This window comes from Pseudomonas sp. FSL R10-2189 (assembly GCF_009600325.1).
GTDB classification, from domain to species: domain Bacteria; phylum Pseudomonadota; class Gammaproteobacteria; order Pseudomonadales; family Pseudomonadaceae; genus Aquipseudomonas; species Aquipseudomonas helleri.
On sequence record NZ_WIVZ01000004.1, the window covers coordinates 42,996 to 56,537 of the forward strand.

The 13,542-nt window shown below is 58.6% G+C and carries 14 protein-coding genes and 1 tRNA gene; 6 read left to right on the forward strand and 9 right to left on the reverse strand.

Translation table 11 applies throughout. The features are described from left to right. Positions 1–23: 23 nt before the first annotated feature. From GHO32_RS04590 to GHO32_RS04605, 4 genes are all read right to left on the reverse strand, one after another. Positions 24–98, reverse strand: a tRNA-Gln gene (locus GHO32_RS04590). 37 nt (positions 99–135) lie between these two features. Then, positions 136–984, reverse strand: coding sequence for a 4-(cytidine 5'-diphospho)-2-C-methyl-D-erythritol kinase (ispE, locus tag GHO32_RS04595; RefSeq protein ID WP_153333379.1), 849 nt, complete (start codon positions 982–984; stop codon positions 136–138). A 1-nt stretch (position 985) separates the two neighbouring features. Further along, positions 986–1,612, reverse strand: a complete 627-nt coding sequence (lolB, locus tag GHO32_RS04600) for a lipoprotein insertase outer membrane protein LolB (RefSeq protein WP_153333377.1) — start codon at positions 1,610–1,612, stop codon at positions 986–988. A gap of 3 nt (positions 1,613–1,615) precedes the next feature. Further along, entirely contained in the window at positions 1,616–3,340 is a 1,725-nt protein-coding gene (locus GHO32_RS04605; RefSeq protein WP_153333375.1) for a tetratricopeptide repeat protein, read from the reverse strand. 222 nt (positions 3,341–3,562) lie between these two features. Between GHO32_RS04605 and hemA the strand changes: the two genes are divergently transcribed. The 6 genes from hemA (at position 3,563) to GHO32_RS04635 (ending at position 8,930) form a co-directional block, all read left to right on the forward strand. After that, positions 3,563–4,849 (forward strand): glutamyl-tRNA reductase, encoded by a 1,287-nt coding sequence (gene hemA, locus GHO32_RS04610; protein WP_153333373.1) that lies wholly within the window; start codon positions 3,563–3,565, stop codon positions 4,847–4,849. After that, the gene (prfA, locus tag GHO32_RS04615) at positions 4,849–5,931 is read left to right on the forward strand and encodes a peptide chain release factor 1 (RefSeq protein ID WP_153333371.1); all 1,083 of its coding nucleotides are present in this window, start codon (positions 4,849–4,851) and stop codon (positions 5,929–5,931) included. The genes hemA and prfA overlap by 1 nt, the downstream gene beginning before the upstream one ends. Beyond that, positions 5,932–6,762: a peptide chain release factor N(5)-glutamine methyltransferase gene (prmC, locus tag GHO32_RS04620; protein ID WP_153338198.1), complete on the forward strand. Its 831-nt coding sequence runs from the start codon at positions 5,932–5,934 to the stop codon at positions 6,760–6,762. Beyond that, complete coding sequence (locus GHO32_RS04625) at positions 6,756–7,511, forward strand: molybdopterin-synthase adenylyltransferase MoeB (protein WP_368668420.1); 756 nt, start codon at positions 6,756–6,758, stop codon at positions 7,509–7,511. Before prmC ends, GHO32_RS04625 begins: the two co-directional genes overlap by 7 nt. After that, positions 7,504–8,295 (forward strand): glutamate racemase, encoded by a 792-nt coding sequence (murI, locus tag GHO32_RS04630; protein ID WP_153333367.1) that lies wholly within the window; start codon positions 7,504–7,506, stop codon positions 8,293–8,295. Before GHO32_RS04625 ends, murI begins: the two co-directional genes overlap by 8 nt. Before the next feature lie 116 nt (positions 8,296–8,411). Further along, on the forward strand, positions 8,412–8,930 hold the full coding sequence (locus GHO32_RS04635) for an acyloxyacyl hydrolase (RefSeq protein ID WP_048368404.1): 519 nt from the start codon (positions 8,412–8,414) through the stop codon (positions 8,928–8,930). A gap of 59 nt (positions 8,931–8,989) precedes the next feature. Here the strand turns inward: GHO32_RS04635 and GHO32_RS04640 are convergent, their stop codons facing one another. The 5 genes from GHO32_RS04640 to GHO32_RS04660 all read right to left on the reverse strand — a co-directional run bounded on the left by GHO32_RS04640 (position 8,990) and on the right by GHO32_RS04660 (position 13,500). Next, the gene (locus tag GHO32_RS04640; protein ID WP_123749594.1) at positions 8,990–9,295 is read right to left on the reverse strand and encodes a YkgJ family cysteine cluster protein; all 306 of its coding nucleotides are present in this window, start codon (positions 9,293–9,295) and stop codon (positions 8,990–8,992) included. 71 nt (positions 9,296–9,366) lie between these two features. Further along, on the reverse strand, positions 9,367–10,137 hold the full coding sequence (locus tag GHO32_RS04645) for an SDR family oxidoreductase (protein WP_153333365.1): 771 nt from the start codon (positions 10,135–10,137) through the stop codon (positions 9,367–9,369). Next, complete coding sequence (gene phrB, locus GHO32_RS04650) at positions 10,130–11,575, reverse strand: deoxyribodipyrimidine photo-lyase (RefSeq protein ID WP_153333363.1); 1,446 nt, start codon at positions 11,573–11,575, stop codon at positions 10,130–10,132. The genes GHO32_RS04645 and phrB overlap by 8 nt, the downstream gene beginning before the upstream one ends. An 18-nt stretch (positions 11,576–11,593) precedes the next feature. Continuing rightward, positions 11,594–12,529: a MerR family transcriptional regulator gene (locus tag GHO32_RS04655; RefSeq protein ID WP_153333361.1), complete on the reverse strand. Its 936-nt coding sequence runs from the start codon at positions 12,527–12,529 to the stop codon at positions 11,594–11,596. Between the two features lie 2 nt (positions 12,530–12,531). Continuing rightward, complete coding sequence (locus GHO32_RS04660; protein ID WP_153333359.1) at positions 12,532–13,500, reverse strand: DUF523 and DUF1722 domain-containing protein; 969 nt, start codon at positions 13,498–13,500, stop codon at positions 12,532–12,534. Positions 13,501–13,542: the final 42 nt, after the last annotated feature.

Consider the following 13,542-nt stretch of genomic DNA (forward strand, 5'->3'; position numbering starts at 1 on the left):
GTAACCTGGATGAGTATAAGAAATGGCAGGGGCGGCTGGATTCGAACCAACGCATGGCAGGATCAAAACCTGCTGCCTTACCGCTTGGCGACGCCCCTGTATCTGTTGCTACGAGTACCGTGTACCCGTTTCCGTTTACAGATCTTGTAGCGTTCGATGCAACATTGAAATGTTGCTTCCTTTTGCTACAAACCCTGTAAGGGTCTCTGTAAGAAGGTGCAGCACTTTAACAGCACTTGCTTCATCTGGGAAGGCCCCAAATATACAACTTCCAGTTCCAGTTAATTTTGCTTCGGTATATTTACCTAACAAATTCAAAGCGTTACGTACTTCTGGATAACGCTCCTTCACTACTGCTTCGCAGTCGTTTCGGCTGTTTCCCTTGGGAACGGGGCGCACTTTAATGGGCAAAGAGTCACGTGTCAACAAAGGATCTGAAAATATTTCTGCTGTGCTGACAGAGACTTGCGGCACAAGTACAACGTACCAGGGCTCTTCCGGCTCGACAGGGGTAAGAATTTCGCCCACGCCTTCTGCGAAAGCGGCGTGGCCACGGACGAAAACCGGAACATCGGCCCCCAGGCTCAGGCCCAGCGCTGCCAACTGGTTTTCAGTCCAGTTCAATTGCCATAGATGGTTGAGGCCCAGCAAGGTGGTGGCCGCATTTGAACTGCCGCCGCCAATGCCGCCGCCCATGGGCAATATCTTTTTGATCCAGATATCGATGCCCAGTGTGCTGTGGGACTGTTGTTGCAGTTTTTTCGCCGCTTTGACGATCAAGTTGTCGTCGTGCGCCACACCGGCAAACTCGGTGTGCAGGCAAATAACCCCGTCATCGCGTACGGCGAAGGTCATTTCATCGCCGTAATCGAGGAATTGAAACAGGGTTTGCAGTTCGTGATAGCCGTCTGCACGACGACCCAAAATGTGCAGCATCAAATTCAGTTTTGCCGGGGAGGGCAAAACCAGTGCCTCTTTTTGCATCTTATTGTCCCAACTGACGCGGTTGCCAATCTTTCACGACCAGCGTGACGTCCAGATCCGTGCCGTGCAGTTTGACCCGCTCCGGCAACCAAAAACCGTTTTGCTCGATGTAGCTCAGGTATTCGATCTGCCAGCCGTCCTGTTCCAGGCTGGCAAGGCGGCTGTCGGCGTTCAAAGTGACGCGGCTTTTGCTGTCGGGCGCGGGCAGCCCGCGAACCCACCAGACCAAATGCGACACCGGCAAGCTCCAGCCCAACTGCTCGCCGAGCAATTGTTCCGGGGTGGTGGCTTCATAGCGGCCCTGGTTGGCGACTTCCAGGCTGACATTGCCCGGGCGGCCGGTCAGGCGGGCGGCGCCTCGGCCCAGCGGGCCCGACAGGCGAATGTCGTAGTAGTCCTGGCGTTGCAGCCAAAACAAGGTCGCGCTGCCCGAGTCTTTAGGGGCACGAATACCGACCTTGCCGTTGATTTGCCAGCCGTCGAGTGCGCTCAACTGCTGTTTATGCTGCGACCACAGGGCAGGGCTGCCGTGACCTTCGACCGATTCACGAGCGCCGAAGCCCGCGCAACCGGCGAGCAGGGCGATCAGGCCAAAGGCAATGAGAGGGCGTACATGACGAAAAAACATGATTTAAGGAGTCTCGGATCCGGTCAGGCGCAAGACGGTTTTGCGCAGAATTGGGCTGTCTGGGTTGTCCTTGAGGAACTGCCCCCAGAGTTTTTTGGCTTCACGCTGCTGGCCACTCACCCACAACACTTCGCCTAAATGCGCGGCCACTTCTTGATCGGGGAAGCGCTCCAGCGCCTGGCGCAGCAAACGTTCTGCTTCAGGCAAATTACCCAGGCGGAAGTTCACCCAGCCCAGGCTGTCGAGTACGGCCGGGTCTTCCGGGTTCAAATCGTAGGCTTGCTGGATGTACGTTTTGGCTTCGGCGTAGCGGGTGGTGCGGTCCGCAAGGGTGTACCCCAGCGCGTTCAAGGCCATGGCGTTGTCAGGTTCACGCTGGATAATGGCGCGCAAATCGGCCTCCATTTGCGGGAGGTCGTTGCGTTTTTCGGCCAGCATGGCGCGTGAGTACAGCAGGTTCAGGTCGTCGGGGTATTGCTTGACGGCTTGTTGCAAGACGGCCCAGGCGCGATCGGTCTGATTGTTTGCCGACAGGGTTTCGGCTTCGATCAGGTACAACTGAATCGCGTAGTCCGGCTGGGCGTCACGGGCAGCCGCCAGTTTTTGCGAGGCTTCGGCGCCGCGGCCGTGGTTAATCAAAATGTCTGCCTGGCGCAGTTGTGCAGGCAAATAATCATTACCTGGCTCTACCAGAGCGTATTGAATCAATGCGCCTTGCGGGTCATTACGTTCTTCCGCAATGCGCCCCAGGTTCAAGTGTGCCGAGTCAACATGGCTGTCGCGGTCGATCAGCTCTTGCAGATAGCCTTCGGCTTCGTCCCAGGACTTAAGCTCAAGGCACACCAGCGCCAAAGAGAAACGCAGTTCATCGTCTTCCGGGTACTGCTGAACCAGGCTGGCGAATTGCACTTTTGCCTGATCGATGCGGTTTTGTTCGACCAGCGTACGTGCATAGGTCAGGCCCAACCGTTTGTCGTCCGGGTTGTCGCGCATAGCTTTTTGCAGCAGCGGCAAGGCTTCGTCGCCACGGTCAAGGCTTTGCAGCAGGCGGGCGCGCAGCAGAATCGGGGCTATTTCACCGTCTTGCGGCGGATGCTGCTCCAGCAGTTTCAAGGCGCCGGCCGCGTCATCGTCCTGTTGCATCAACAAGGCTTTGCCGAAGATCAGTTGATCGTTGTCCGGGTGTCTGACCAGCAGGCGATCAAAGTTTTTTTGCAGGCCGGCACGGGTGTCGGGGTCTGTTTCGAGGGCCGATAAGGCTAAAAAGTCGAAGTGCGTGTCGCCTTTGGCCTGCAGGACCTTTTCCATGTAGGCCATGGAATCGTCGTAGCGCCCGCTGCGTGCCAGTTGAATGGCCGCCGCGCGTTGTGCGTCCAGGTCGTCCGGTGCGTTTCTGGCCCAGATCAGCACCGTGTCGAGGGCTGCCTGATCGGCGCCCAGGTATTCAGCGATGCGAAACGCACGCTCGGCAACGCCCGGATCCTGGGTGTTGATGGCCTGCGTCACGTAGTTATCGAGGGCAATATCCAGGCGATTGCGTTGGCCGGCCAACTCCGCGCTCAGCAAGCTGTACAGCGTGTCTTCGCTGAACGAGCTATAGACCGTGGGCTTTTCCGGGACGGTGGTAACGTCTTCTGCCGCGGACGAAGCATCCGGGGGCGTGGGGGCCAGAGACTGGCAGCCACTGAGAACGACGAGAGCAAGGAGCAACGCGGAGGATCTATTCATATAAGAGAAAGGCGACTTACCTGCGGTCTGGGCATCATGACACATGCGATGGTGCAAACCATAACAGGTGCGACTATCGATAGAAGCGATATAAGGCTCTGATGATGCGAGGGAAGATGAGTTCAACAGACGTTAACTATAGAGACAATAGTCAGCAATGGTTGTTCTGAATCAGACGAAGTAGGACAATTGTCGGCTTCTCGTCACCATCAGCGATATTGAATGGCCTTCCTCGCACTCGGTATTAACCACAAGACTGCTTCAGTAGACGTCCGCGAGCGCGTGGCATTTACTCCAGAGCAGTTGGTTGAAGCCTTGCAGCAACTCTGCCGCCTCACCGACAGTCGCGAAGCTGCGATCCTCTCGACCTGCAATCGCAGTGAGCTTTATCTCGAACAAGACCAACTCGGCGCCGAAGCTGTGCTGAAATGGCTGGCCGAATATCACGATTTGAACTACGAAGAGCTGCGGGCGTGTGCCTACATCCATGAAGATGATGCGGCCGTTCGTCACATGATGCGCGTGGCATCGGGGCTCGACTCGCTGGTGTTGGGCGAGCCGCAAATTCTCGGCCAGATGAAATCTGCCTACGCCGTGGCGCGTGAGGCGGGTACCGTCGGGCCGCTATTGGGGCGTCTGTTCCAGGCCACGTTCAACTCGGCCAAGCAAGTGCGCACCGACACGGCGATTGGTGAAAACCCGGTGTCGGTGGCGTTTGCTGCAGTGAGTCTGGCCAAGCAGATTTTCAGCGACTTGCAGCGCAGTCAGGCACTGCTGATCGGGGCGGGCGAGACCATCACCCTGGTCGCCCGGCACCTGCATGATCTGGGGGTTAAACGCATCGTGGTGGCTAACCGTACCTTAGAGCGGGCCAGTACTCTGGCCGAGCAATTCGGCGCCCATGCCGTATTGTTGTCAGACATTCCTCAAGAGCTGGTGCACAGCGACATCGTGATCAGCTCGACCGCCAGCCAATTGCCGATACTGGGCAAGGGCGCTGTTGAAAGTGCCTTGAAGCTGCGCAAGCACAAGCCTATTTTCATGGTCGACATTGCCGTTCCACGGGATATCGAGCCAGAAGTCGGCGAGTTGGACGACGTTTACCTCTATACCGTCGACGACTTGCACGAAGTGGTCGCAGAAAACCTCAAGAGCCGTCAGGGTGCTGCCCAGGCCGCTGAAGAGCTGGTGAGTATCGGCGCCGACGACTTCATGGTGCGTTTGCGTGAGTTGGCGGCGGTTGATGTGCTTAAAGCCTATCGCCAGCAAGGCGAGCGCTTGCGCGATGAAGAATTGCAAAAAGCCCTGCGGATGATGGCCAATGGCAGCAACCCGCAAGACGTGCTGGTGCAACTGGCGCGTGGTTTAACCAATAAGCTACTTCACGCCCCCAGCGTGCAGCTTAAAAAGCTTTCCGCCGAAGGCCGCCTCGATGCGCTGGCCATGGCCCAAGAACTTTTTGCCCTCGGTGAGGGCTCATCGGATAGCTCTGCGGATAAAAAACTGTAATGAAAGCGTCACTGCTTAATAAGCTGGACATCCTCCGGGATCGATTTGAAGAATTGACCGCCTTGCTTGGCGATGGCGAGGTCATTTCGGATCAGACCAAGTTCCGTGCCTACTCCAAGGAGTACGCGGAGGTTGAGCCCATTGTTGCCACCTACGGTCAGTGGCTCAAGGTGCAGGACGACCTCGAAGGCGCCCAGGCGCTGCTCAAGGACAACGACCCTGACATGCGCGAAATGGCGGTTGAAGAAGTCCGCGAAGCCAAAGAACAGCTCATCGAGCTGGAAAAAGACCTGCAACGCATGCTCTTGCCCAAAGACCCGAACGACGGGCGCAACGTCTTCCTCGAAATTCGTGCGGGCACCGGCGGTGATGAGGCGGCTATTTTTGCCGGCGACCTGTTTCGCATGTACTCGCGTTACGCTGAGCGTCGTGGCTGGCGCGTCGAGATCCTGTCAGAAAGCATCGGCGAACATGGCGGCTATAAAGAAGTCATCGCCCGGGTCGAAGGCGAGAATGTGTACGGCAAGCTGAAGTTCGAGTCCGGCGCCCACCGCGTGCAGCGTGTGCCGGCCACCGAGTCCCAGGGCCGTATCCACACCTCTGCCTGTACCGTTGCCGTTTTGCCTGAGCCTGACGAGCAAGAAGCAATCGAGATCAACCCGGCCGACTTGCGCGTCGACACCTACCGTTCTTCGGGGGCGGGTGGTCAGCACGTCAACAAAACCGACTCGGCCATTCGCATCACGCACTTGCCGACCGGCATCGTGGTCGAGTGCCAGGAAGAGCGTTCCCAGCATAAAAACCGGGCGCGGGCGATGTCCTGGCTTTCAGCTAAATTGAATGACCAGCAAACCAGCGCCGCCGCCAATGCCATCGCCAGCGAGCGTAAATTGCTGGTGGGTTCCGGCGACCGCTCCGAGCGCATTCGCACTTACAACTTCGCACAAGGCCGTGTGACAGACCATCGCGTCAACTTGACCTTGTATTCACTGGATGACGTATTGGCCGGCGGTGTAGATGCCGTTATTGAGCCATTATTGGCGGAATTTCAGGCTGATCAACTGACAGCCCTGGGTGAGTAAATGACCATTATTGCCAGTTTGTTACGTGCCGCTCAATTGCCTGACTCGCCCACCGCCCGCCTTGATGCGGAGCTGTTGCTGGCGGCCGCGCTGGGCAAACCGCGCAGTTACCTGCACACGTGGCCAGAAAAAATCGTCAGCAGCGAAGCGGCGTCGACCTTCTCGGACTTCTTGCAGCGTCGTCGCCAGGGTGAGCCGGTGGCCTACATTTTGGGTCAGCAAGGGTTTTGGAAGCTCGACCTGGAAGTCGCGCCGCACACCTTGATCCCGCGCCCGGACACCGAGCTGCTGGTCGAAACGGCATTGGCGTTGCTGCCCCAGACCCCGGCCAAAGTGCTGGATCTGGGCACCGGCAGCGGGGCGATTGCCCTCGCGCTGGCCAGTGAGCGTGGCGCCTGGCAGGTGACCGCGGTTGACCGCGTGCCAGAGGCCGTAGCGCTTGCCGAACGCAACCGCCAGCGTTTGCAACTGGCCAACGTCAGCGTACTGCACAGCCACTGGTTCAGCGCTCTGGCCGACCAGCGCTTTGACCTGATCATCAGCAACCCGCCTTACATCGCCGCAGGTGACTCGCACCTGGCCGAAGGCGACGTGCGCTTCGAGCCTGAGAGTGCGCTGGTGGCCGGTGCTGACGGGCTGGATGACATTCGCCACATCATTGCCCAAGCCCCGCTGCATTTAAATGCCGGTGGCTGGTTGATGCTTGAGCACGGCTACGACCAGGCCGCTGCGGTTCGTGAGCTGCTGCAAGGCGCGGGCTTTGAACAGGTAGAAAGCCGCAAAGACCTGGGCACCCACGAACGCATTACCCTGGGCCGCCTGCCGTGCTGACCGACGAGGAGCTGTTGCGCTACAGCCGACAGATCCTGTTGCAACAGGTCGACATCGACGGCCAGCTCAAGCTGAAAAACAGCCGAGCGCTGATTGTCGGTCTGGGCGGGCTGGGTTCGCCGGTGGCGCTGTACCTGGCGGCAGCGGGGGTAGGCGAGTTGCACGTGGCTGATTTTGACAGCGTCGACGTGACCAACCTGCAACGCCAGATTATCCATGACAGCGCCAATGTCGGCGAAAGCAAGGTCGACTCGGCCATGCGCCGTCTTCGTCTGCTGAACCCGCACATCAAATTAATCGCCCATCGCTCGGCGCTGGATATCGACTCGCTGGCTGAGGCCGTGTCCGCGGTAGACGTGGTGCTCGATTGCTGTGACAACTTCGGCACCCGCGAGGCCGTCAACCGCGCCTGTGTCGCGGCGCGCAAGCCATTGGTCAGCGGTGCGGCGATTCGCCTTGAGGGGCAGTTGTCGGTCTTTGACCCGCGTCAGCCCGCGAGCCCGTGTTACCACTGTTTATATGGGCACGGCAGCGACGACGAACTCACCTGCAGCGAAGCCGGCGTGATCGGCCCGCTGGTGGGGCTGGTCGGCAGCCTGCAAGCGCTGGAGGCGCTCAAGCTGTTGGCCGGTTTTGGCGAGCCATTGGTGGGGCGCCTGTTATTGATAGACGCCGTGACCACGCGTTTTCGCGAGTTGCGGGTCAAGCGTGACCCGGCCTGTAGTGTGTGTGGGGCTGGCCATGAGTGAAGCGCCGATTGGTGTGTTCGATTCCGGCGTTGGCGGTTTGTCGGTGTTGCGTGAGATCAACCAATTGTTGCCCAACGAATCGCTGCTCTATGTCGGCGACTGCGGGCATATTCCCTACGGCGAAAAAAGCCCCGAGTTCATTCGTGAACGCTGCGCGATCATCGCCGAGTTCTTCCAGCGCGAAGGGGCCAAGGCCCTGGTGCTGGCGTGCAATACCGCGACCGTGGCGGCCGTCGCAGATTTGCGTCAGCGCTACCCCGACTGGCCTGTGGTCGGGATGGAACCCGCGGTAAAACCCGCTGCCGCCGCCACCCGCAGTGGCGTGGTCGGCGTGCTCGCCACCACCGGTACCTTGCAGAGTGCCAAGTTCGCCGCTTTGCTCGACCGCTTTGCCAGTACGGTACAGGTGATCACCCAGCCGTGCCCCGGCCTGGTCGAACTGATCGAAACCGGCGACCTCAGCAGCGAAACCTTGCGCACGATGCTGCGCGGCTATGTCGAGCCGCTGCTGGCCGCTGGCTGCGACACCATTATTCTGGGCTGCACGCATTACCCCTTCCTCAAGCCTTTGCTCAGCCAAATGCTCCCACCGTCGATCATCTTGATCGACACCGGCGCCGCCGTGGCCCGCCAACTGCAACGCTTATTGGATGAGCGCGGCCTGTTGGCGACAGGTCCTGCGCGGGAAACACAGCTATGGACCAGCGCGTCTCCCGAGTCTCTAAGAAATATCCTTCATGTGTTGTGGAATAAATCTGGTCTTGTGCGAAGCTTCGACCTGTAAGAAAACATGAAGAGCATTTGAGTCGTTGAACTTTCTCAGGGGCTGGGGATTCATACTCATCGGTTTGATGAGGTACATAAAAATTAAGATCGGCATACGAAAATAGGATTTTTCATATGAAACGTTTGATTGGCTTGGTGGCGCTGGCAACGGCCGCTCTGGGGTATAGCTATACGGCACAAGCGGCCGGTATTGAATTCGGTGTGGGGCACACCAGTGAGTCAACGATGACCTATCGTCTGGGCTTGAATTCAAATTGGGACAAGAGTTGGCTGCAAAGTGACGTGGGTCGTTTGACCGGTTACTGGAGTGGCGCTTACACCTACTGGGAAGGCGACAAGTCTTCGGCGAACAACAGCCTGTCGTTCTCGCCTGTCTTTGTGTACGAATTTGCCGGCGAAACGGTCAAGCCTTACCTGGAAGCCGGGATCGGCGTGGCGGTGTTTGGCCATACCGAGGTCGAGCGCAACAAATTGGGCACGGCATTCCAGTTTGAAGACCGCCTGGGCTTTGGCTTGCGCTTTGCGGGCGGGCATGAAGTCGGCATTCGCGCGACTCACTACTCCAATGCCGGGTTGTCCAGCACCAACGACGGCGTAGAAAGCTACTCGCTGCACTACACCCTCCCGCTGTAACCACCCCTGTAGGAGCGAGCTCGCCTCGCGATCTTTTGATCTTAAAAAGACGCTCGCTCCTACACGTATGCCGTCGAAATACCCTGGCGTTCATTCAGGCATTCAACGTCGCCCATCTCGAACTCTCGACAAATCAGCGGGCGCTGTTCATAAATCGTGCACATCATGGTGTTGCGATCCAGCGCAGCACACCAGCCATCGTCCAGCCTGAGCATCACCTCACCGCCCCAGTCATCGTTGTCGATAAAACGCTCGGGTACACCGGTGTCGGTGATCAGCATCACTTCCAGTTGGCAGCAACAGGCCGCGCACGTCGAACACGTAACGGCAGGTTCAGTAATGTCGGTCAGAGCGATGTTGGTCATAGGCGCGCAGTGTAAGGCAGAGCCGCGCTCAGGTGTAAACCCGCTGACCAATCACCCCCAGCCTCACAGGCTTAGAGCGAGGTCTCGCCATGGCTGCGTGACAGGCGCTTGGCCAGTGCAACCTGCATGCGTTTTGGCAGGGTAGCCAGCAGGTTGAGCAGTTTTAGCAAGCGGGTCGGGAACACGACTTCCCGTGGACGTTTTTGCAACTGCTGGCAGATGTACGCAGCAGCTTTAGAGGCAGGCCAGCGGCCCTGTATTGACAGCTCAGGGTTTTCTGCCCGCGACGTATCGACAAAGCCCGGGCTGACCAAGGTCACATCAATGCCTTCGTCGGCCAGATCAACCCGCAGTGATTCGAGCAAGTAACGCAGCCCCGATTTTGCCGCACCAAAGGCTTGTGCCCGGCGCTGCGGCGAGGCTGTGACTGCGCTGACAACGCCGACCAGATGCGGGGTGCGTCCGGCGCGCAACAAGGGCAGCGCGCTTTCAATGCAATAACTGCTGGCCAGCAAGTTGGTGCACACCGAGCGCTCGATCACCCTGGCATCAAATTGTCTGACATCGACATATTCACAGGTTCCAGCGCTCAGGATGACCGTGTCCAGGGCACCCCAGCTTTGCGCGATGGTCATGCCGATTTCACGCACTTGCAGATGGTCAGTCAGGTCGCCGGGCACCAGCAACACCTGGCCGGGGAAGCGTTCAGACAACGCCACCAGCGGGCCCAGAGTGCGGGCGGTCAAGGCAAGGTGGGCGCCGCGTTGCAGCAGCTCTTTTGCCATGTGCGCGCCAATACCGCTGCTGGCGCCGGTTAACCAGATGCGACGACCTTCAATCATGTACCACCTCGAGAAGTTGTCGTGAGGGTAGGCTTTTGAAGGCGCTGAGGGCGCGTTCTCGGCTTTTCTTCAGGTCGACAATAGGCGCAGGGTAATTGGCTACACCAAACAGGCCGCCAGCAGACGCTGGGTTATGCACTTCTTTCTTGTTCAGTGCAGCGAGCTCGGGCAACCAGTGCTTGATGAATTGCCCTTCAGGATCAAAGCGCTCTGACTGGCTTAACGGGTTGAAAATTCTGAAATACGGAACGGAGTCTGTTCCGGTTGATGCGCTCCACTGCCAACCGCCGTTGTTGGCCGCGAGGTCGCCATCAATCAAATGACGCATGAAAAAGCGCTCGCCTTCGCGCCAGTCGATCAACAGGTTTTTGGTCAGGAACATCGCCACCACCATGCGCAAACGGTTGTGCATCCAGCCGGTGGCCAGCAGTTGGCGGATCGCCGCGTCGACAATAGGCACGCCGGTACGGCCTTCTTGCCAGGCGGCCAGTTCGGCCGGGGCGTTACGCCAAGGCAAATATTCGGTTTCTGGTTTGAAGGCGCGGTGCCGTGAGACACGCGGGAAGCCCACCAGCACATGTTTGTAGAACTCGCGCCAGAGCAGTTCGTTAACCCAGGTGAAGACGCCAGGGCTGCCGCTTTCGAATTCACCGTTGTTGCTGCCCAGCGCCGCATGCAAGCACTGGCGAGGCGAAAGAACGCCTGCGGCCAAATAGGTGGACAGCTGGCTGGTACCCGGCTTGGCGGGTAAATCGCGCTCGTCCTGGTAATAGTGAATGTGTTCACTGGTAAAGCGCGCCAAACGCTCATGGGCTTCATCTTCACCGGCGGGCCAGAGATCACGCAGCGCCTGGGGCGGTGTTTCAAAGCCGGGGATGGCTTGCGGCACGCTATCGCGTTTGATCAGCAGGGCCGCTTGCGCTTTGGGCGCGGCGACGGTTTTCGGCAGGGCCATGTGCAGGCGGTTGTAGCAAAGCCGGCGAAATTGGGTGAACACCTTAAAATACGAGCCGGACTGCGTCAGGAGGCTGCCGGGCGCAAACAGTAGCTGGTCCAGATAGCTGTGAAAGCCGATGCCTTGGGCCTTAAGTGCGTCGGCAACAGCGTGGTCGCGACGGGTTTCGTGGATCCCGTATTCCTCGTTGACGTGCACGTCATAAATGCCCAGTTGCTGGCATAACTCAAGCAGCACAGCGGGCGCCTGATCCCAGGTGGTGGCGGTGCGGATAAGCAGCGGGATGTTCAACCGTTTCAGGCTGTCGCTCAAGATGCTCAAGTTGCGCAACCAGAAATCGACTTTGCAGGGCGCATCGTCGTGCGCCAGCCATTGCTCAGGGCTGATCAGGTACACGGCCACGGTCGGGCCGCGCTCGGCACTGGCGCTCAGAGCGGTGTTGTCATGTTGGCGCAAATCGCTGCGTAACCACAAAAGTTGCATGTCTGTTCCTTGAAAGCACTAAAAGAGGCGAAGTTGGCTCAGGCGTTGATGGGCTTCGATGGGGTCCTTTGCCAAAGACAAACCCGCGCTTTCAGCGCTGGATACCGCTAATTCGTCGTTGTGGATGGACACCGAGGGCCCGGCAATCAACACCGGGCAAGTGATCGCGCTTAACAGTTTTGGCAGGTGTTGCAGGTTCAGCGGTTTACTCGAATACAGCACCACCGCGCGCGCGTTGAGCCGCTCGACAGCCACCGCCAGCTCACTGCCGGGCACCTGGGCGTCAAACACTTCAACCGGGCAATGGCTGCTGCTGACCATCAGGGCGGTAAGCCACAGATGGGGCTCGAATGGCCTGTCTGACTGGTTGATCAGCAGCACTGGCGGGCCGCTGAGGGAGCGGTTGTTGTGGTAAATCCGCGCGCCCAGTTTGCTGCGCAGCCAGGACTCAAAAAATACGCGTTCCAGTTGCGCGCCAAATTGGCCGTGCCAGTGTTGTTCCAGCTCGCTGATCAGCGGCATCAACAGGTGCTCGCACAAGGGTTGGGCCGGGTACAGCGACATGACCTGATTGAAGTTGTCATCAAGGCGGCGTTCCGCCAGTTCACGGATCGCCAGGGTCAGTGCTTGGCGCCATGCGTGCCAATCATTGTCGGCAGGCTCATGGTAAGAGGGGGCAGAATCGAGCAGCGGTTTGATCTGGCTGACCGAAACCCCGCGGTTGAGCCAGGTCAGAATGCGCCGAATACGCAGCACATGGTCGGTGGAGAACAGACGGTGCCCTTTGGCAGTACGAAACGGCACGATCAGGCCGTAGCGGCGCTCCCAGGCACGCAGCGTGACGGCGTTGACACCGGTCATGCGGGCGACTTCGCGGATCGGTATCCAGCCTTCAGCCAAGGCTTTGCTGTAGTCCGAGTCGGGTGTATTGGACATGATCAGGTCATCGTTCATTGTCAGATAGCATTACGCAGGCTGAGGTTTTCAGGGTGCGGTTGCAGGTAGACCTGCCGCGAGATGTAAAGGTCCGGGTGCTGACGGAAGTGATGCTTGAGCAGGGTCAGCGGCACCACCAGCGGCACAATGCCCTTGAGGTACTGACCGATCAGTTGCTGCATTTCCTGTTTGTCTTCAGGGCTGATGGAGCGCTTGAGGTAGCCGCTCAGGTGTTGCAGCACGTTGGTGTGCGTACGACGCGTGGCGCATTTTTTCAGCGCTTTCATCAATTCGCTGAAATAGTGCGGGGCGATGTCTCGCGGGTCTTGCTTGCCAAGGTTGCCCAGCAGGTTACCCAGCGCCTTGTATTGCACCGGGCTGTTGGCCATGAGCTGATATTTGTAACGGGCGTGGTACTCGGTGAGGGCGCGGCGCGTGATGCCTTGTTTGAGCAAGGCTTGCCAGTCGCTGTAGGCGTACACACGGGTCAGGAAATTCTCACGCAGCACCGGATCATTCAGTCGGCCGTCTTCTTCTACCGGCAAATCCGGGTGCGCGGCGCAAAACGCCTGGGCATAAATGCCACGGCCGCTCAATTCGGCAGGGCGACCGCCGTCCTGGTACACCTTGACCCGCTCAAGCCCGCACGATGGCGACTTTTGCATAAAGATGTAGCCACAGATGTCGGTATGCGCCGCGGCCATTTCTACGCCGTAATCGTGCAGCGGCCGGGTAACGTTCAGTTGGTTATCGACACTGCCGACAGCCTGAGGCTGTGCCGGGTCGCCAACCAGGCGTATGGCCTGGCGCGGAGTGCCCAGGCCAATGGCAACCTCGGGGCATAGCGGTACAAATTCAAAATGCTCGCTCAGGGTCTGACTGCACAGCCGCGATTCCTTGTGCCCACCATTGAAGCGAACCTCGGCGCCCAGCAAGCAGGCACTGATGGCAATTTTTGGTTTGTGCTGGCAAGAAGCAGTGCTGCCCATGTGACGAACCTCCAAGAAATACTTGTACATCTTTTAATTGAT